An 18,938-nucleotide genomic window follows, 5' to 3' on the forward strand; every position below is an offset into this window, starting at 1 on the left:
GTTCGGCAGCGGGCAGCGACCGATCAGGACTCGCCGGCCAGCGCCGCGATGGCCTTGGCCATTCGCGCGCCGTCGGGCAGGTTCTCGCCGCGGCTGCGGCGCATGCGCTTCGACGACTCGGACGCGAGACGGGCCGCGAACGGGTCGCTCGCAGGACTCGCTGCGCGGGGTTGCGCCGGAGCTGTCGGCTTGCTCGCGTTCGGTTCGCTACGAATGTGCGTCGACTGGGGCCATGGGAACGGATGACGTGGCAGCATCGTTTGCCAGAGTGAGGTGAGCGCGCCGGAACCGTAGCCAGGCCGACGCCGACATCGCGAGATCGATGAGGAAGGATAAGCGCTCGGGCGACGACACGCGGCGCGAGCGTCAGGCCCCGAAGTAGCTTTCGTGGCCACGGGGGACCCGGAGCGCCGCCAATTGGAGACAGACTAGACATAGGGGCACGCCGGTGGATTTCAATGTCGTTGAACGTCCCGAGACGCTCGTGGCGGGCACAGTGCTACGCAGCCCGGCGCTCGCGGTCGAGGGGCCGCGCCGCGCCAAGGTCGAAGAGGCGTGGAAACGCAATCTGGCCCGCACGTTGCCGGGCCCGCCGACGACCGCGTATGTGGACCACGCGCCGGAGATCAACTCCTACCTGACACATATCGTCGGCTACCGCTGCCACACCCTCGCGGATCTGCTACCGGGCGATGTGCTGGCGCGGGTGCCCGCGGGCCGGTTCGCCCGGTTCACCCTCAGCGGCGACAATCTCGGCGACACCATCGTGACCATCTGGCGCGCGGTGTGGGATGCGGAGGCCGTCGGGCGATTGGTACGCGGCTATACCGGTGACGTGGAACATTATCCGGACGCGCGCACGGCCGAGGTATTCGTGGCGCTGGCAGACGAACCGGTCGACGGTTAGGAAGACAGCTGTGGACTTCGAAATTGTCACATTGGACGCAAGCCTGGTCGCCGGACTCACCGTCCCGCTGGCCGGACGCGAGGTGACCGCGCGCGACCTGGACCTGGTGAACTTCACCTGGGACCGCTATCTGGCGCGGGAGAAGAATGTGCCGCGGGTCGCGGCCTATATCGGCCAGAACGATCACGCCGTCGCGATTCTGGGCTACGAGATCGCCGAGATGGATGATATGGATGCCGGTGATGTGCTGACCCGGGTCCCGGCCGGGCGCTACGCGAGATTCGTTGTCTCCGATAAGCCCTACGATCTGCTGCGCACCGCATGGGCACAGGTCCGCAAGGCCGAGAGCGCCGGCACCATCACCCGCTCGCACACCGCGGAAATCGAGCGCTACACCGGGCCCACCTCGGTGGAGGTCTACGTCTCGCTCGACTGATGCACTCGACTGATGCACTCGACCACGATTCAGGTCCGGGCACACGAAAGTTCGTGACCCGGACCTGAATCGCAACTACTCACCACAACCACAGGTTTCGAGCGAAGCGAGATCGAGCATGCGCCGTTCGCGGCCCGGCTTGCGTCCGCGCCGGAGGCGCGGCCATCGAACACAGCCGAGAGGCCGAAGCGCATACGACGGAGTCGTATGTCTCGGCCGCTCGGACGCAAGCCACTAGGGGGCCGCGAACACGCAGCGCCGCAGGCGTTGCAAATTACTCAGCGCCGATGATGAATGCTTCCAGCTGGGCACGCGCAATATCGTCCGCCAGCTGCTTCGGCGGGGACTTCATCAGGTAGGCCGAGGCCGGGAGGACGGGGCCGCCGATGCCGCGGTCCTTGGCAATCTTCGCGGCGCGCACCGCGTCGATGATGATGCCCGCCGAGTTCGGCGAATCCCACACCTCGAGCTTGTACTCCAGGTTCAGCGGCACATCACCGAAGGCGCGGCCCTCGAGGCGCACGTAAGCCCACTTGCGGTCGTCGAGCCAGCCGACGTGATCGGACGGGCCGATGTGCACATCGTTGGCGCCCAGTTCCTTCTTCAGGTTGCTGGTGACGGCCTGGGTCTTGGAAATCTTCTTCGACTCCAGGCGCTCGCGCTCGAGCATGTTCTTGAAGTCCATATTGCCGCCGACATTCAGCTGCATGGTGCGATCGAGCTGTACGCCGCGGTCCTCGAACAGTTTGGCCATCACGCGGTGGGTGATGGTGGCGCCGACCTGGCTCTTGATGTCGTCACCGACGATGGGAACGCCTGCCTTGGTGAACTTTTCGGCCCACACCGGATCGGACGCGATGAACACCGGCAGCGCGTTGACGAAGGCAACGCCCGCATCGATGGCGCACTGGGCGTAGAACTTATCCGCCTCTTCCGAGCCGACGGGCAGGTAGGAGACCAGGACGTCGACGTTGTTGTCCTTCAGCACCTGCACGACGTCGACCGGCTTGGCCTCGGACAGCTCGATGGTCTCGGCGTAGTACTTGCCGATACCGTCCAGCGTCGGACCACGCTGTACGACAACGTCGCTCGGCGGTACGTCGGAGATCTTGATGGTGTTGTTCTCACTGGCGAAGATCGCCTCGGCCAGGTCGAAGCCGACCTTCTTGGCGTCGACGTCGAACGCGGCGACGAATTTGACATCGCGCACGTGGTACGGACCGAACTTGACGTGCATGAGCCCGGGGACGGTGGAGGTCTCGTCCGCGTCCTTGTAGTACTGCACGCCCTGGACCAGCGAGGAAGCGCAGTTACCCACGCCGACGATGGCGACGCGGACTTCGGTGGCGTTTTCAGCCCTTTTGACTTCACTCATGGCCGATATTTCCCTCTTTCTGTGGTGCCGCCTTCGTCGATTGCTCCGCCGCAATCAACTCGTTGAGCCAGCGCACTTCGCGCTCGCTTGATTCCAGACCGAGCTGGTGGAGCTGGCGGGTATAGCGATCCAGCGAGCCACTGGCCTTCTTGATCGCCTCCCGCAGACCCTCTCGGCGCTCCTCGACCTGCCGTCGCCTGCCCTCCAGAATTCGCATCCGCGCTTCCGCGGGGGTGCGGCTGAAAAATGCCAGGTGGACGCCGAAGCCGTCGTCGGTGTAGTTCTGCGGTCCGGTATCGGCGAGCAGTTCGGTGAAACGCGCACGCCCGGCCGGAGTCAGTTGATAGACCCGTCGCGCGCGACGGGTGACGCCCGCGATGTTCTCCTCGGCGATCAGCCCATCGGTCTGCATGCGACGCAGCGCCGGATAGAGCGACCCGTAGGAGAAGGCCCGAAACGGCCCGAGCAAACCGGTCAGCCGCTTGCGCAGCTCGTATCCGTGCATGGGCGCTTCGAGGAGCAGCCCGAGGATTGCCAGCTCGAGCATCGGGCTTCACCCCCTGACTGTGTGCAGACCTAACCGATGGATGCGACTTTTCACTATATCGGAGCGATATAAACGTGCATAGTTGTCTGCGATACAAAGCACGGTCTGCGCAGGTAGCGGCTGGTCCGACGGTGGAACGGACCAGGGCCGTCCCACCGTCGGTGAGCTATCGCTAGTCGATACCGAATGGCGCGGCGTAGCGAACCGTGCCGCTCGGAAGCGGTCGCGCCGGATCGAGCGTCAGTGCCATCAACGCCTCATCCGGCACCTCGATACTCAGGCCGATGCCGTACTCGGATGCCTTCCCGAACCCGAAGCGCGGGTAATAGGTCGGATGCCCGAGCACGATGACGAATGCCTCGCCCAAGTGCGCCGCCGCCGCGAGCCCCGCCCGGATCGCGACGCCGCCCGCACCGGACTTCTGGTATTCGGGCAGCACCGCGCACGGTCCGAGACAGAGCGCGGGCGTGGTGTCGACATGGCAGCGGGTCAGCAGCGCGTAGCCGACGGGAGTGTCGTCCGGCAGCGTGCTGACGATGGACAGTCCGTCCAGCCAGGCCGGGTCGGCACGCAGCGCGTCGACCAGATCCGCCTCATCGACGCGCTCGAAGGCTGCCTGGTTGATCGCGTGGATCGCGGGAATATCGGCATCGGTTTCGACGCGCGTGCGCCAATCGATGGGGAAATTCAACTCGGATTCTCCGTATTCGTATGGTTCGGGCCCGGTTTCGGACACGGCACCACCGTCACGCGAACCGTACGGCTCGCGGCACGAAGGCGGGACGAAGAGAGATCAGACCGGGACCCGGGACAACTGAACAGTCCGGGCGTCGTGCGGGACGGCGGTCTGCGGCGCGGTCATCCCGCCCCACCTCCTCGGGCTGTACATCGAGTCGAATACGGACGAGGAATGCTAACGCGCCCGGTCACGGGCGGGCCAGCGAATTACGGTCACAGCGGGTGATCAGCGGCTCGGCGGGAAGACTTGCAAAGGCTCCCCGGTTACCGTCGCTCTCAGATAACCCGACGCACCCGCTTGGTTACTCGCGTAGATCGCGACCGCGGGGTCCGAATCGCTGTGGCCACCGGCCGGGAATTCGATCGAGGCGTGCGTGATGACGCCGCCGGGTGTCTTGATCGGCTGCGGCGCACCGGCCAGTAGCCCGGCAATCGCACGCACATCGATGCTCGCGAGATCGAAAGTGCGGCTGACAGCGGCGCCACTTCGCGCGAATCCGCCGCGAAAGTCGTAGCGGACCTGCCGATTCGGCTGACCGGGCACCGCGCGCGACAGTGGCGTAATCGCTGAACAGCGTCAACTCATCGGCCTGGAGATCACCGAACTTCTCCCGGTATTCGGCCAGGAAGTGCGTAAGGCCTTCGCGGGTGAGCAGATTCGGCGTCGCGACCACGACCGGTTGCACCGCACCGAGATCGGGCGCGGCGGCGCCGACGGGTGCGGCGGGTGGCGCATCCGGCGTCGCGACACCGCTGGTCAGCACGAAAGCGGCGACAGCAGCACCGAACGAGGCGGCGGTCGCACTGATCACATACCAGCGTCGGCGATTCGATCGAGGTGGTGTCGGCGGCAGCGGCGCATCGGTCGGCCGTTGCACGTCATCGACCAGGTCGGCCAAATCGCCGAGTGTCGTGGCCCCTTGCGCCAATTCGGCGAGGGTCTGATGCTCCTCCTCGCTGAGCTGACCCTCCCGGCGGGCGCTGTCGAGTAGCTGCCCGGTGGTGTCGCGATCGGCGTCGCGGGTACGGGTGTGATCGGGATAACGGCTCGTGAATCCGGCGCGGCGCAACGGGTTTCGCGGCGCTGTCGGCGCACCAGGTACCAGATCGCGCACAGCCGAGGGAACCTGGAGATCGCCGGTGAGACGGTCGAGGTCGGCGATCGGCCTGGGCGGTACGGTCACGATATTCAGCGGCGCTGAGCTGCCCTTCGGCGTAGGCCGCATCCAGCACACTGAACGCATTGGCACGGTCGAGGTGCGCGCGCATACGTCCGGATGCTGCCGTCGACCGCCCGGATGTAGCGGGAGACACAGGAGAATCGTCATTCGCCGATGCCGGTAACACCCCAGTTCAGTAATGAATACCGGTCGGTCGATCCCGCACAGCCCAGCGCGGCCCGCGCGCGGCACCGCTACTCTGGTTCTCGTGCGAATTCAGCGACAGGTGGTCGACTACGCTCTCCGGCGTCGTTCGCTGCTCGCTGACGTCTATGCGGGCCGTGTCGATGTCGCCGAGGTTTGTGACGCCAATCCCTACCTTTTACGTGCGGCGAAGTTCCACGGTCGGGGGAGCGAGGTCACATGCCCGATCTGCCGGAAAGAGCAGTTGACGCTCGTATCCTGGGTCTACGGCGACGGCCTCGGCCCGATGTCGGGTTCGGCTCGCGCACCAGAGGAATTGATACGCCTCGCCGAGACTCGCGAAGAGTTCTCGGTCCATGTCGTCGAGGTATGCCGGAGCTGCAGCTGGAATCATCTGGTGCAGTCGTACGTGCTCGGTACCGCTCCGTCGCCGACGCGCCGGCGCACCGGCACCAGGGCCAACCGGCGCACCGCAGCCGAATGATGGGCCAGGTCATCTGCCCGTCGGGTGACACGCGCGGCCTCGACACGTCCGCCGCGGCGATAATCGCCGCATCGCGCCCCGCAGACCGTTACGAGTTATGGAGATCTTGTCAGTGAATTCGCCCTACGAGACTTCCCCCTACGGCGATGAACCGCACGGCGGCCGGACTCAGCGAAGTTCACCTCAGCCTCCGAATCCGTATCCCGGTCAGCGACCGGCCGGACCACCGCCCGGTCGGCCCGGTCCCGGTGGTCCGCGGCCACCGCAGGGCGGCGGCTATTCCGGTGAGCCGCGCGGTCCGCAGCCGCCGCGCCGGCCGGGTCAGCAGCCGCAGGGCCGTCCGCCACAGGGCAGGCCACTACCCAACAACGCACCGCCCGGCGCGCAGTCCACGCAGAAGATCGAGCGCCCGAATCGACAGCCCGGTTCGCGGACCGACGCCGAACGCAACCGCCGCTCTGGCCCGCCCACCGGTCCCCGTCCGGCCAGCCCGCGGCCCGGCCAGGATCGACCAGGTCAGGATCGTCCCGGCCCCCGGCGCCCCAATGGCTCTGGTTCCAGCACCGGCGAGCGCCGTGCGACCGCGAGCGCGCCGCCCTCGGGTCCGCCGCCGCGCCGCAACGGCGGTAACGGTGGCTCCGGCGGACCAGGCGGTCGCCGTCCCGGCGCGAAGAAGAAATCGCCGTGGCGGATCGTGCGCCGGGTGAGCTATGTCCTGCTCGCCCTGGCCATCGTGGTGCCGAGCGCGGTCTTCCTGATCGCCTACACCACGGTTTCAGTACCCCAACCGGGTGACCTCAAAACCAACCAGGTCGCGACCATCCTCGCCAGCGACGGCACCTCGGTGATCAGCAAGGTCGTGCCGCCGGAGGGCAACCGCACCGACGTCACCATCGACCAGATTCCGCCGCATGTGCGCAATGCGGTCATCGCGGCCGAGGACCGGGACTTCTACACCAACCCGGGCTTCTCGGTCTCCGGCTTCATGCGCGCCGCCCGGGATCAAGCCCTCGGCAAGGAGAGCGCGGGCGGTGGTTCCACGATTACCCAGCAGTACGTGAAGAACGCGCTGGTGGGTGACGAACACTCGCTGACCCGCAAGATGCACGAGCTGGTCATCTCGGCGAAGATGGCGCGCCAGTGGAGCAAGGACGAAATCCTCGCCGCCTACCTCAACACCATCTACTTCGGTCGCGGTGCGTACGGCATCGACGCCGCTGCCAAGGCTTACTTCGCCAAGCCGGTCTCGCAGCTGACCGTGGCCGAGGGCGCGGTACTCGCCGCCACCATCCAGCAGCCCTCCGGCCTGGATCCGGAGAAGAATCCCGAGGGCGCGAAGTTCCGCTGGAACTATGTGCTCGACGGCATGGTCGACGGCGGCAACCTGAAGGCGGAAGAGCGTAAGGCCCAACAGTTCCCGCAGGTGGTCCCGGTGGCGACCACCAAGGACAAGAGCCTGGACGGCGGGCCCGAGGGGCTGATCAAGACCCAGGTGCTCAAGGAGTTGGCGGCCGCGGGCATCAGCGAACAGCAGCTCAATACCGCGGGTCTGTCGATCACCACCACAATCGATCCGAAGGCGCAGCAGGCCGCTGTCGACGCCGCGCAGAAGAAGATGCAGGGCGAGCCGGAACAGCTGCGCACCGCGGTGGTCTCGGTGGATCCCAAGACCGGGGCGGTGCGCGCCTATTACGGCGGCGACGACGGTCAGGGCTACGACTTCGCCAATGCCGGTCTGCAGCCGGGATCCTCGTTCAAGGTCTTCGGTCTGGCGCAGAACCTGGAATTGGGCAAACCGCTGTCGGAGATGTACGACAGTTCGCCGATCACCGTGAACGGCATCAAGATCACGAACGTCGAAGGCGCGGAGTGCGGCACCTGCACCATCGCCGAATCGCTCAAGCGTTCGCTGAACACCAGCTTCTACCGCATGGAGCTGGACATGCAGAACGGTCCGCAGAAGATCGCCGATATGGCGCACAACCTCGGCATTCCGGAAACCATTCCGGGCGTCGGCAAGAGTCTGGTCGAGCCGGACGGTTCTCCGCCGAACAACGGCATCGTGCTCGGTCAGTACAACGCCAGGGTGCTCGATATGGCCTCCGCCTACGCGACTCTGGCCGCCTCCGGCGTCTACCACGCGCCACACTTCATCACCAAGGTGGTGAGCGCTGACGGTCAGGTGCTGCTCGACCGCGGTGAGGTGGCCGGTGAACGGCGGGTCTCGGCGGCGGTCGCCGATAATGTCACCGACGCGATGAAGCCGATCGCCGCATATTCGCGCAATCACAACCTGGCCAACGGCCGCGAGTCGGCGGCCAAGACCGGTACCGCCCAGCTGCTCGACACCGGCGAGAACAAGGATGCGTGGATGGTCGGCTACACGCCATCGCTGTCCACCGCGGTGTGGGTCGGTTCCATCGATAACTCGCCGCTGCGCAACTACGGCGGGACCATGATCTATGGCTCCGGCCTGCCGTCGGACATCTGGAAGGCCACCATGGACGGCGCCTTGGACAGCACCCCCAAGGAAACCTTCCCGAAGCCGGCCCCGATCAAGGGCCAATCCGGTGTGCCCGCCTGGTCCGCACCGTTCACCCCGCCGTCGACCACGGTGGAGTCGCCGCTGCTGCCGCCGATCCAGATCGTCCCGAACACCATCGATACCCCGTTCGGACCGATCCAGATCCCCGGCGTGCAGCCGCAGACCCAGCAGCGCCAACCGCAACAACAACAGCAGCAGCAGTCGGAGTCGACGCCACTACCGGGGCAGCCGACGGCAAACGCTGACGGATCGATGCCCTCCGCCACCGGGTCGCCGCAATCCGGCGGCCATGGCAACGGGAACGGCAACGGGAACGGGAACGGCAACAGCGGCCAACCGACACGCACCCGGTAGCCTCCGATGCCGAGATAGCGGAAACCTCTGGACGGCACGCTGCGGCTGTCCAGAGGTTTTCGCGGACGTACCGCCGCACCACACCTACTCGATCCGCACGCCGTACTGTGCGGCAGGTAGCCTCGGGTGGCGTGACCGATCAGCAACTGGTGGATAGCGCGCCCAATTCCAGCGGAGCACACTATGTCGCGCCCGCGCCGCTGGCACCGGATCTGCGCTCGGCCGACGGCCGAGATCGGCCCAGCCGCAACGATTCCCTGGCCGCGCAGCTGAGCTCGGTCGTCGGCGGCCCGGTCGGTGACCATGCGCTCATCGGCCGGGTCCGGTTCTGGACGCCGATGCGGGTGCTGCTCGCCTTCGCGCTGGTCTTCCTGGCGCTCGGCTGGGCGAGCAAGGCGGGCTGCATCCAGCAGACAACCGCGGGCGACGGTTCGCTCACCCTCGACTGGAACAATGGCCGCCAGTACATCGCCATGTGCTACTCGGATACGGTGCCGCTCTACGGCGCGGAGCGTTTGAACGAGGGCGCCTTCCCGTACAAGAAGGAGTGGACCGAACAGACCCCGGACGGCGGCCGGGAGACCAGGTACATGGAGTATCCGGTGCTGTCCGGGCTCTATCAGTACGCGGCGATGCAGGTCGCCAAGACCTGGGATGCCTCCCCGCTGCCCGGTGCGCTGCAGGTGGTGATCTACTTCAATGTGGTGGCGGTCGGTCTGGCCTTCGCCTGGCTGGTCACCGTGTGGGCCTCGGCCCAACTGGCGGGACGGCGAATCTGGGATGCCGCGCTGGTCGCCTGTTCACCCCTGGTGATCGTGCACGCGTTCACCAATTTCGACGCGCTCGCAACGGCTTTCGCCGCCACCGGCCTGCTCGCTTGGGCCCGCCGACGGCCACTGCTCGCGGGCATCCTGCTCGGCCTCGGCGGCGCGGCCAAGCTCTATCCACTACTGTTGCTCGGACCGATCGTGGTGTTGTGCCTGCGCGCCGACCCACTCCAGCGGGTGCCGAGCGCGCGGCTCGGACTCCGGTGCAGCGATATCAACAGCGGGCGCACCGCGCTGACCTGGCTGCGCGAAACCCCGTATCGCATACAATTTCTCAGCGCCCGACCGCTCGGCGCGGCCGCCGTGACCGTCGCGGCGACGGCGGTCACCTGGCTGGTGGTGAACCTGCCGATCGCACTGCTTTATCCCAATGGCTGGCGGGAGTTCTTCCGGCTCAACACCACTCGGCATGCCGATCCGGATTCCATCTACAACGTCATCACCTCGTTCACCGGCTGGGCCGGATTCGACGGCCAGATCGGACACGGCGACCAGCCGACCATCCTGAATCTGGTGTCGCTGCTGGTATTCGTCGCCGCCTGTGCGTCGATCGGCTATATCGCGCTCACCGCCCCGCGCCGACCGCGCCTGGCCCAGCTGTGCTTCCTGGTTGTCGCCGCCTTCCTGATCACCAATAAGGTGTGGAGCCCGCAGTATTCGCTGTGGTTGGTGCCGCTGGCCGTGCTCGCGCTGCCGCATCGCCGAATTCTGTTGGCGTGGATGACCATCGACGCACTGGTCTGGGTGCCGCGGATGTTCTACTATCTCGGCCTCGACCGCAAGGGGCTGCCCGAGCAATGGTTCACCGGCACCGTACTGTTGCGCGATATCGCGGTGCTAGCGCTGTGCGCCTTGATCATTCGGCAGATCTACCGACCGGAAGAGGATCTGGTCCGGCGCGATTTCGTCGACGATCCGATCGGCGGCATCGTCGATCGCGCGCCGGACCCGCTGCTGGCCTGGCTGCCGGAGGCGCTGCGGCCCAAGGCTGCCCTCCGCTAGCGACTGCTTGCAGGTCGCTCGAAAGGGTCAGCGCGCGGTCAGCTGGTGCGCAGGTAGCGCGCCTGCCTGGCCGGTTCCCGCGGCAGCAGGTCCAGATCCAGCTGCCACGCGCTGCCGGTCCACGGATCGAACAGCGGGGTGCCGTCCACGGTCGGCAGATGACGGCAGGACTGTGCCAGCATCGCCACCGCGGGGTCGCTGGACTCGGATTCGTCCGTGCCGACGATCACCGTGGACAGCCCGATCAGATCGCCGCGCACCAGCAGCGTCGCGATGCGCTGGGCATCCGCGGTCTGGTACCCGTGCGGGAAGTCCGCGGCGAGCAGTACCCGATGCTCGGTCGGCGGCGTGAAATTCCCACTGGAATAAGCCAATTCAGCCAGGTCGGCGGCCTCGACCAGGGTCTGCAGCCGCGGTGAGATATCGCCGAAGTCGGTAATCGGCGGACCGTTCAGCACCGGGGTCAGCGGACCGACGAGCTGGCTGAACGCACCGGTCAGATCGATCATGTCGACCAGGGTGCGCCGTCCGGGATCGGCCGCGAGCAGCCGCGCGAGCACTGCGCCGACGACCGGAGTCGCCGCCGCCGAGGATTCGGTATCGATCCACAGCGGGCGGGTCAGCGGCACCGGCACACAGTACGGAATCCGCAGTGGCCCACGTTCGTTCGCGTAGAGCTCGCCGAGCCGAATGCCGTCGCTCGGCGCCGGCTTTCGATCCCAGGCGGGCGAATCCCAGGACGCCAGCGACGGCGGCAGTTGCCGATCGGCGTCGGCGAGTTCGCGCATGAGCGCTTCGCTATCGCGCAGGTGGTTCCCCTCCGCCGCGGCGATCAGATCGTCACAGCGACGCTGCGCGGTCTGCCTGGCCGCCTCGGCGGCGGGGGTGTTCCTGGTCGCCGGATCCGAAACCGCCACGGAGAGTTCCTGATCCAGCCGCTGCATGGCGTAATCACGTGCGGAGATGAGCGCGGCGGCCGAGCGCGCGGCATCCTCGAAGATCATCCACAGGCGTTCGAGTCCGTGCGCGACCTCGAGCGGCGCCGGGCCGGCGGCCCGGGAGTCGTCGGGACCGCTGATGGTGCCCTGACCGCCCGCGGTGCCGACGGGATCGGCTTCCCGCAGATCGGCCACGCTGCGGTGTCCGGACTGCGGTGTCGCCGGTTCGTCGACCTCGACGCCGTGCGCGGTGAGCAGCACGGCAAGCCCACCGGCATAGCCCTGACCGACCGCGCGCAGTTTCCAGTCGGTTCCACGCCGATACACTTCGAGACAGATCAGCGCGGTTTCCCCCGCCGACGGATTGATCGCGAATTCCGCGGTAGCGACATCGTCCACGGCGAGTGCGGCGGTGACCGCACCGAGCCCACCCGACGGCGCGGCCGCGGCCGGGTCGGCGCTGACCACCAACAGCACCGCCTTGGCGTCGGCGCGCACCTCGGCGAGCCGGATGGTGACGCTGTCCCCGGACAGCATCACCCCCGCGGTCTCGGTCTGGTTGTAGAACACGAAATCGCCGGTATCGGAGACCCGCAGGTTCTCCGCCACCACGAGCGCCGAAACATCCAGGGCAGCCCCGGCTTTCGCGCTGAATTGAACGATATCGCCGGTCAGTACCAGGTTCTGACCGGCCTTCAGCTGAATCACGTTGTCCGCCCCGTTGTTTCGTGCATGGTGTCTGTTCCAGCGATCTGCGAGCAGTCGCTACGCCAGCTCAATTCCCCAGGAACCGGCCCAGCTGTGGGACCGCCTCACCCGGATGTTTGGCCTGGAAGCCTTCGCCGAGCGCCTGCAACTTCCAATCGTTGCCGACCCGGAACAGCTTGGCCATGGCCATCGCGGTGAACGGCATACCACCGGCGAGGGTATACCTGGCCAGCTCGGCATTGTTGGCGCCATCGACCAAGCGGCAGAACGCATTCTGGACCTGTTCGAAGGTATGGCCCTTGTAGGAGGTCACGATGAACACCAGCGTGCTGACATGTGCCGGGAGACGGGTCAGGTCGACCAGGATCACCTCGTCGTCGCCCTCACCCTCACCGGTGAGGTTGTCGCCCTGGTGCCGGACCGAACCGTCCTTGGAGGTCAGCTGGCCGTAGTAGGCGACATCCACCACATTCATATCGGCGAACATCACCACCGACGCGTCGAGATCGATATCGACGGTCCGGTTGCCGAACATGCCGCGGCTGCGCACCGGATCCCATCCCAGCCCCATCTTCACGAAGGTCAGCGCCGCGCCCCCCTCCTTGCGCAGGGTGACCCGCTGCCCCTTGACCAGGCTGACCGGACGATCCTTGCTCAGGCTGATCTCGCTCGGCTGCTGCTGCGCGGCGGGCTGACCGGGCGGCGGATAACCCTGGCCCGGTCCGGGCTGGGCAGGCGGCGGGTAACCACCGGGAGCCGGCGGCGGTGGGTAACCCTGGCCGGGCGGCGGGTAGCCGGGTGCGCCCTGGGGATAGCCCTGCTGTGTCGGCGGGTACTGCGGCTGCTGCTGCGTCGGGTACGCGGGCTGGGGCGGCGGCGGGTAGCCCGGTCCGGGCTGGGCGGCTTGGGCGGGTTGGTAGGTCGGTGGCGGCGGGACCTGCGTCGCGGCCGGAGACTCGTCGACGGTGACACCGTGATCGGTGACCAGCGCCGCGAACCCGCCCGCGTAGCCCTGGCCGACCGCGCGCACCTTCCACTCGCTCTGGCGCCGGTACAGCTCGAGTGCGATCACGATCGACTCGGTGTTCAAACCGTCGATGCGGTACTCGTACAACTGATTACCCGCCGAATCCGACACGAGCGCCGTCGGCGCTTGGAAGCGGCCGAAATTGCTCGTCGCATCGTCCAGGGTGATCACCGCGCGGATCTGCGCGATGTCCGCGGGTACCGCATTCAGCGACACCACCAGCGACGCGGGCTGCCCGGCCGGTGCGGGCTGCAGATTCACCCCGGGGCCAGTGGGCTGATTGAAGAAGACGAAGTCCGCGTCGGAACGGACCTTCCCCGACTCGGTGACCAGCAGCGCGGACAGATCCGCCGGTGCGGGCAGTTGGACGGAGATCACCACGTCATTGGTGGCCAGCGGGCCATTCTGACCCTTGGCGAGTGTTGCGGACAAGTTCGACCCTTCGCTTGTCGGTGCGTACGGTGCCACTCTACGAGAAACGTGCCGAACACGATCCGAAGTATCCGTCGCCGTGGCTCATTCGAGTGTTGCAAGATCGGTTAGGGTGGCGAAACGCGGTCGGAACGGTGGGCGATATACCCGTGTTCCCCTACCAGACAGCAGGCAAACCCCCTATGGCGCAACTGTTCGAGCAGTCGAAAAAGGTGATCGAAGCACACCTCGCCGGATCGAGTATCCGCGCGATTTCCGGCTCGATGGTCGCCTACGAAGGAAATGTGCAGTTCAAGTCGGCCGGTTTCGGCGGCGGCGACGGCGTGCTCGCCGGACTCAAGCGGCGTGCCACCGGCGAGAAGCTGTCGTTGATGGAATGCAGCGGCAACGGCCGGGTCTTCTTCGCGGTCAACGGTCAGTACGTCAGCGTGGTGAATCTGAACAACGAGACGCTGCAGGTCGAATCGCAGCAACTGCTGTGCTTCGTCGGAAACCTGCGCACCGACGTACGTTTCGCTGGTCTGCGCGGTGCGTCATCGGGTGCCGGTCTGTTCACCACCACGGTGACCGGGCAGGGCCAGGTGGCACTGCTTTCGGCGGGTGGGCCGCTGATCTACCTGGAGGTTTCGCCGCAGTATCCGCTGATCGTGGATCCGGATGCCTTCGTGGCCTGCCAGGGCAATCTCAATCAGTCTTTCGTGACCGATGTTTCGTGGCGCACCTTCGTCGGCCAGGATGCCGGGGAGGCGTTCTCGCTGCGCTTCGACGGTCAGGGCCTGGTGTTGATCCAGCCGGCGGAACGGTAAGGGGGCCAGCGATGTTCGAGAAGGTCAACGGCAAGGTCGTCAAGGTCGATGTCGGGAGGGCGGGCGGTGTGGTCGCGCGCAACGGCGCGATGCTGTTCTACACCGGCGATATTTCCTTTGCGCCGCACCAGATTCCCGGAGCGGCACCCGGTATGGGCGGTGGCGGCATTATGCACATGGCCGGTCGGATGATGGCCGGTGAGCACGAGCGCACCATGCTGGCCACCGGCAATGGCAAGGTGCACTACGGGTTCGCCGGACTGGAAGTGCATGTGGTGCAGATGCAGCCCGGTGCGGTGCTGCGTGTCGAAGCCTCGCGACTGCTGGCCAACACCGCCGCGCTACAGAGTTCGATTGTGTCCGTGATGAGTTCGGGCGGTGGTGGCGGCGGTGGACTGATGGGTGCGCTGCGCGGTGCGGCCAGCGGTGCGCTGACCGGTCAGGGCATGTTCACCACGCAGTTGTCCGGACAGGGGGCGGCGGTGCTGCTCGCACACGGCGGATTCCTGGAGCTGCCGGTAGGTGGCCCGGTGGGTCCGTCGGGGGGAAACCTCCAGAACTCCGGGCAGATCGTGGTCGATCCGCAGGCCTTCGTCGCCGCCTACGGCAATGTGCAGACCGAGTTGAAGACGGCATTGAGCTGGCGCGATGCGGTCGGTCGCGGTTCCGGCGAGGCGCTGCAATTGCATTGCGTCGGACAAGGTGTCGTGTACGTGCAGGCCTCGGAAGAGAAATTGTGAACCATGACCGAAATCTTGAATCCGCTGAATCTCGGTGCGAGCGACAATATTCCGGGCAACAGCTACGCCTACTGCATCGACCTGAACAAACCGTGGTTCATGCGCAAGGGCGCGATGATTGCATACTACGGCGATATGCGGTTCCAGATGCTCACCCACGGATTGCAGGGCGGCCTGCTGCATATGGTCTCGCAGCAGTTCTCCGCACCGCTGTTCACCGGCGACTATGTGATCGCCGAGGGCCACGGCAAGCTGATCATCGGCGACCGCGGTTACGACATCAATTCCTATGACCTCGAGGACAATGGCAACCTCACCATTCGCGCCGCCAATCTGCTCGCCTTCGAGCCGGGGCTGTCGCTGAATCAGTCCATCGTCCCCGGATTCCTCACCCTCATCGGCACCGGCAAATTCCTGGCCTCCTCCAATGGCCCGGTCATGTTCGCCGAGCCGCCGCTGCGTGTGGATCCGGAAGCCCTTGTCGGCTGGGCGGATTGCCCGTCGCCCAGTCATCACTACGACCAGCGTTGGATCACCGGCTTCCTGGCCAGCGGCGCGGCGCGCTTCGGGGTGAGTTCCGGTGAAGAGCGCCAATTCGACTTCACCGGGGCCGGAACGGTTCTCATCCAATCCAGTGAGAAGATCCTCAGCGATTCCACGCTGGTCCGTACCATCGAGGGGCAATTGCAGAGCGGTATGAGCGTCGGTGGCCTGCAGCGGTTGCAGGGCGTCATTGCCCAGCAATTGGGCGCTCAGCAGCACGATTACTGAACCGGATGACCCGGGGATCATCCCTGGGTTCCAACTTTCGGCGGACTCGACACACCCGGACCGGCGAATAGCTTCCCAACAGCAGACATCGTATTGGGAGGCACTATGAGTATCGGACTTGTGATCGCGGTCATAGCGGTCATCGCGGTGGTGGTGAAACGATTCTACGGCGAACCGATGAACGCCCGCGACACCTTCGGTCCCCCGGTCGTCCTGTTGGCGATCGGCAGCTACAGCCTCACCAAGGTCGCCGACCTCAACGGCACCGATATCACCTGGCTGATCATCGGCGGCGGCGTCGGCCTCGCCTTCGGCGCGCTGCGCGGCACCACGATCGGCATCTTCACCCGCGACGGCCATCTGTGGCAGCGCTATACCGTGCGCACCGTCATCGTCTGGGCCGTCTCGATGGTCGCGGGGTTCGCCATCAGTGCTCTCGGCACCAGCATGGGCATGCACCACGACGCCCGCCCCACCACCCTCTCCATCGGCATCAGCATGGTCGGCGAAATGCTCACCCTCGGATTGCGTGCTCTCTCCACCGGAGTCCCATTCGCCCCCGACAAGGGGACTTCCGGCTCCCTACTCGACCACTTCGCGCCCCGAGCAACGCCGCCACAATCCGCGCCGAAGCTCTCCTTCCCCACGAATCCGTCCTTCCCCCGCCCGAACCAGCGCCGCACCGAGCCGGAACTTTATCCCCCTGCACCGAATCATCGGTATCCCAACCAGCCCCACGCATCCGATCAGTCCGACCCCGCCGCATCAAATCCCCACCCCTATCAACCACCGGCCCTCGACCACTCCCCAACCCTCCGCGACGCCCTCGACTGGCTCAACCGCACCCGCAACCGCTGACCGGTCACGGCATCGCCGTCTCGTCGAGCACCCGACGCTGGTCTGCGGGTGCCGCCGTCAGGACTTCGACGCCGGCCCGAAACGCTCAGCGAAGGACAGCATTTCCGCCACAGGGTCGGCTATGTGGCGTCCGGCGCGGCCTTGATGAACCAGTTGACGATCTCCTCGCCCGCCAGAATTCCGGAGGCGCGGGTAATGGTGAGGTTGGGGTGGGTCCAGTTGAGTTGTTCGAGTTCACCGTGGCGCGGGCGGATGGCGGAGTCCGCGGCACGCAGCATTTCGGCGTCGAGTGCACCGTCACCCGCCGCGAGAGTCAGTGCCGCGGCGGCGAGTTCGCCGCTTTCGACCAGGCGGCGGCGGACTTCGCGCACCGCGTGACTCTTACAGACGGCCAGCGGCATCGTGTAGATCTTGCGGCCCTGCTGGGAAACCGACCAGCCACGCGGGCGGCACCAGGCATCCCATTCGGCAAGGAAGCCGTCGGGTACTTCCTTGGGCTGCACCACCAGATAGGTGAACAGATGATCGGCGACCCGGAATTTGGTGACCCAGGAATCGTCGATGCGCGCACGCAGTTCGGTATTCACCTCCGACAGCGTCGCGCCACTCGCGCGCACCTGCGCGTCGATATCGATGCGCCAGCGCATATCCGGCACGCCGTCGACCAGGATGTTCCCGCCATTGCTCGTGATCGCGTACCGCCAAGGGGCGCCGGGCAATTGGATACGTTCGAACTGCTTGATGGTCCGAGTGGTAGTGGGGATGACGGCGGCGGGCTCGGCCAGGGTCTGCATTCGCAAGGCGGCGGTGGTTGTCATGTACGAAAGTGGTGCGCCCTCGAGGTGTTCCACACAGACCGTCGGCACTTCGGTGGCCGCGTGGAAAGCGTTGCGCGAGTAGATCATTGTTCGGTCGAGATCGGTAGCGATCAGCGCGTGTCTTCGTAGTTTTCGCAAATGCATTACTGCTGCACGTCCTTGATCAATCCCATACACGAATAGGCCAGATCGGGTACGACCTCGACCGGGACGCCGCGGGCCGCGGCGAGCAGGCGGATATGCGCGTGTTCCGGTGCGTCCGCCGCACGCACCAGCACCCGCCACGGCAGCCGTCGCAGCAATACTCGAGTCGTCTCGCCGACACCGGGTTTCACGAAATTTACGCTGGTGATGCCGTATTCCGCGCGCACCTTGTCGACCGAGGCCCAGCCGGTCCAGGTCGGCATCCGGTCGTCGGCGCGCACGGCGGCCAATTCGGCGGGTACGCGATCCCGGATCGCATCGAAGGCGGCGGTCACGGTGTCGAGCAGGCGGCCGGAGACATCGTCGGCTGCCAGCTCGCGGTAGAACTTCGCACCGTGGAAATCGCCGGGGCCGATCAGCGTGTCATTGAGCACGGTGCGCGAAATCAGTCCGGAGACTGTCGAATTCAGGCAGGCGGAGGCGATCAGGAAGTCGTCTCGGGTGCCGTAGGTGCGTACACAATATCCCGGGTCGGCGAGCACGGCGAGTTCATCATTGAATCGGGCACCGCCCGCGGCATGGTAGGCGTCCAGCGCTTCGGTGAGTTCGCGCGTGATGGCACCCTTGCCGGTCCAGCCGTCCACGAATACTACCGATGACGGGTCATGGTGCCGGGCAAGATAATCCAGTGCGACGGCGTCGATACCACGACCACGCACGATGGATACCGCGTAGTGCGGCACATCGAGACGGGCCCCGCGCGACCACAACCACCGCCGCATGAGAATCCCGACCGGCGTACCCGCCCGCGCCAGCGAGACCAGCACGATATCGGTACCGCGTTCGGCGACAACGAGCTCCGACACCGTCGCCACGGCGAGCGCGAGCCGCTCGGCACTCTCGGCCAACACCTCGTCGAACAGCGAGCGATATGCCGCATCGGGCTGATATTCGATCGGCAGCGATTCCGCATAATGCGCGGCACCGGATTGGATCCGGCGCTCCCGCTCGGCCACATCGGCCTCGAGGTCGAGGTCGGACAGATCCTTCAGCAGCCAGGAAACCTCCTCGGCCGCATACGATCCGAAGGCCGGGCCGTGCAGCGGAACGGGCAGGT

At 66.1% G+C, this 18,938-nt stretch carries 17 protein-coding genes and 1 pseudogene; 9 read left to right on the forward strand and 9 right to left on the reverse strand.

The features are described 5' to 3' along the window. Positions 1–448: 448 nt before the first annotated feature. A complete protein-coding gene (locus AB0J29_RS16445) occupies positions 449–907 on the forward strand; it encodes an effector binding domain-containing protein (RefSeq protein WP_364785935.1) in 459 nt (152 codons plus the stop codon). Positions 908–917: 10 nt separating this feature from the next. After that, positions 918–1,343, forward strand: a complete 426-nt coding sequence (locus tag AB0J29_RS16450) for a GyrI-like domain-containing protein (protein ID WP_364503776.1) — start codon at positions 918–920, stop codon at positions 1,341–1,343. A gap of 274 nt (positions 1,344–1,617) precedes the next feature. Here AB0J29_RS16450 and AB0J29_RS16455 read toward each other — a convergent pair whose 3' ends face one another. From AB0J29_RS16455 to AB0J29_RS16475, 5 genes and pseudogenes are all read right to left on the reverse strand, one after another. After that, on the reverse strand, positions 1,618–2,718 hold the full coding sequence (locus tag AB0J29_RS16455) for an inositol-3-phosphate synthase (RefSeq protein ID WP_364785938.1): 1,101 nt from the start codon (positions 2,716–2,718) through the stop codon (positions 1,618–1,620). Continuing rightward, complete coding sequence (locus AB0J29_RS16460) at positions 2,711–3,265, reverse strand: PadR family transcriptional regulator (protein ID WP_364785941.1); 555 nt, start codon at positions 3,263–3,265, stop codon at positions 2,711–2,713. The genes AB0J29_RS16455 and AB0J29_RS16460 overlap by 8 nt, the downstream gene beginning before the upstream one ends. Before the next feature lie 172 nt (positions 3,266–3,437). Then, positions 3,438–3,908, reverse strand: coding sequence for an N-acetyltransferase (locus tag AB0J29_RS16465; protein WP_364786235.1), 471 nt, complete (start codon positions 3,906–3,908; stop codon positions 3,438–3,440). A 397-nt stretch (positions 3,909–4,305) separates the two neighbouring features. Beyond that, positions 4,306–5,229 (reverse strand): DUF1707 domain-containing protein, encoded by a 924-nt coding sequence (locus tag AB0J29_RS16470; protein WP_364785944.1) that lies wholly within the window; start codon positions 5,227–5,229, stop codon positions 4,306–4,308. Continuing rightward, a pseudogene (locus tag AB0J29_RS16475) lies at positions 5,210–5,272 on the reverse strand (hypothetical protein); the annotation flags it as partial. The gene AB0J29_RS16470 and the pseudogene AB0J29_RS16475, both read right to left, overlap by 20 nt. 159 nt (positions 5,273–5,431) lie before the next feature. Between AB0J29_RS16475 and AB0J29_RS16480 the strand changes: the two are divergent. The 3 genes from AB0J29_RS16480 to AB0J29_RS16490 all read left to right on the forward strand — a co-directional run bounded on the left by AB0J29_RS16480 (position 5,432) and on the right by AB0J29_RS16490 (position 10,579). Beyond that, a complete protein-coding gene (locus AB0J29_RS16480; protein WP_364785947.1) occupies positions 5,432–5,851 on the forward strand; it encodes a DUF5318 domain-containing protein in 420 nt (139 codons plus the stop codon). 691 nt (positions 5,852–6,542) lie between these two features. After that, the gene (locus AB0J29_RS16485) at positions 6,543–8,750 is read left to right on the forward strand and encodes a transglycosylase domain-containing protein (RefSeq protein ID WP_364786238.1); all 2,208 of its coding nucleotides are present in this window, start codon (positions 6,543–6,545) and stop codon (positions 8,748–8,750) included. Positions 8,751–8,881: 131 nt separating this feature from the next. Continuing rightward, positions 8,882–10,579 (forward strand): glycosyltransferase 87 family protein, encoded by a 1,698-nt coding sequence (locus tag AB0J29_RS16490; RefSeq protein ID WP_364785950.1) that lies wholly within the window; start codon positions 8,882–8,884, stop codon positions 10,577–10,579. A 38-nt stretch (positions 10,580–10,617) separates the two neighbouring features. Here AB0J29_RS16490 and AB0J29_RS16495 read toward each other — a convergent pair whose 3' ends face one another. Continuing rightward, on the reverse strand, positions 10,618–12,225 hold the full coding sequence (locus AB0J29_RS16495) for a TerD family protein (RefSeq protein ID WP_364785952.1): 1,608 nt from the start codon (positions 12,223–12,225) through the stop codon (positions 10,618–10,620). A 67-nt stretch (positions 12,226–12,292) separates the two neighbouring features. Next, positions 12,293–13,684, reverse strand: a complete 1,392-nt coding sequence (locus AB0J29_RS16500) for a TerD family protein (protein ID WP_364785955.1) — start codon at positions 13,682–13,684, stop codon at positions 12,293–12,295. A gap of 182 nt (positions 13,685–13,866) precedes the next feature. Between AB0J29_RS16500 and AB0J29_RS16505 the strand changes: the two genes are divergently transcribed. From AB0J29_RS16505 to AB0J29_RS16520, 4 genes are all read left to right on the forward strand, one after another. Next, complete coding sequence (locus tag AB0J29_RS16505) at positions 13,867–14,490, forward strand: AIM24 family protein (protein WP_364786241.1); 624 nt, start codon at positions 13,867–13,869, stop codon at positions 14,488–14,490. An 11-nt stretch (positions 14,491–14,501) separates the two neighbouring features. Continuing rightward, positions 14,502–15,230, forward strand: a complete 729-nt coding sequence (locus AB0J29_RS16510) for an AIM24 family protein (protein WP_364785958.1) — start codon at positions 14,502–14,504, stop codon at positions 15,228–15,230. A 3-nt stretch (positions 15,231–15,233) separates the two neighbouring features. Further along, positions 15,234–16,001 carry an AIM24 family protein gene (locus tag AB0J29_RS16515; protein WP_364785961.1) on the forward strand — a complete coding sequence of 256 codons (768 nt, stop codon included), beginning with the start codon at positions 15,234–15,236 and terminating at the stop codon, positions 15,999–16,001. A 105-nt stretch (positions 16,002–16,106) separates the two neighbouring features. Continuing rightward, positions 16,107–16,859 (forward strand): hypothetical protein, encoded by a 753-nt coding sequence (locus AB0J29_RS16520; RefSeq protein WP_364785964.1) that lies wholly within the window; start codon positions 16,107–16,109, stop codon positions 16,857–16,859. A gap of 119 nt (positions 16,860–16,978) precedes the next feature. Here AB0J29_RS16520 and AB0J29_RS16525 read toward each other — a convergent pair whose 3' ends face one another. Beyond that, on the reverse strand, positions 16,979–17,821 hold the full coding sequence (locus tag AB0J29_RS16525; protein ID WP_364785967.1) for an HAD family hydrolase: 843 nt from the start codon (positions 17,819–17,821) through the stop codon (positions 16,979–16,981). Next, positions 17,821–18,936, reverse strand: coding sequence for a cysteine protease StiP family protein (locus tag AB0J29_RS16530; RefSeq protein ID WP_364786244.1), 1,116 nt, complete (start codon positions 18,934–18,936; stop codon positions 17,821–17,823). The genes AB0J29_RS16525 and AB0J29_RS16530 overlap by 1 nt, the downstream gene beginning before the upstream one ends. Between the last annotated feature and the right edge of the window lie 2 nt (positions 18,937–18,938).

This window comes from Nocardia sp. NPDC049707 (assembly GCF_040674855.1).
GTDB lineage: Bacteria > Actinomycetota > Actinomycetes > Mycobacteriales > Mycobacteriaceae > Nocardia.

Excerpts from the sequence above, each read along its gene's own strand:
- AB0J29_RS16515 (WP_364785961.1), top strand. The coding sequence starts at position 15,234 with ATGACCGAAATCTTGAATCCGCTGAATCTCGGTGCGAGCGACAATATT.
- AB0J29_RS16525 (WP_364785967.1), bottom strand. The coding sequence starts at position 17,821 with ATGCATTTGCGAAAACTACGAAGACACGCGCTGATCGCTACCGATCTC.
- AB0J29_RS16520 (WP_364785964.1), top strand. The coding sequence starts at position 16,107 with ATGAGTATCGGACTTGTGATCGCGGTCATAGCGGTCATCGCGGTGGTG.
- AB0J29_RS16470 (WP_364785944.1), bottom strand. The coding sequence starts at position 5,229 with ATGCGGCCTACGCCGAAGGGCAGCTCAGCGCCGCTGAATATCGTGACC.
- AB0J29_RS16510 (WP_364785958.1), top strand. The coding sequence starts at position 14,502 with ATGTTCGAGAAGGTCAACGGCAAGGTCGTCAAGGTCGATGTCGGGAGG.
- AB0J29_RS16460 (WP_364785941.1), bottom strand. The coding sequence starts at position 3,265 with ATGCTCGAGCTGGCAATCCTCGGGCTGCTCCTCGAAGCGCCCATGCAC.
- AB0J29_RS16455 (WP_364785938.1), bottom strand. The coding sequence starts at position 2,718 with ATGAGTGAAGTCAAAAGGGCTGAAAACGCCACCGAAGTCCGCGTCGCC.
- AB0J29_RS16505 (WP_364786241.1), top strand. The coding sequence starts at position 13,867 with ATGGCGCAACTGTTCGAGCAGTCGAAAAAGGTGATCGAAGCACACCTC.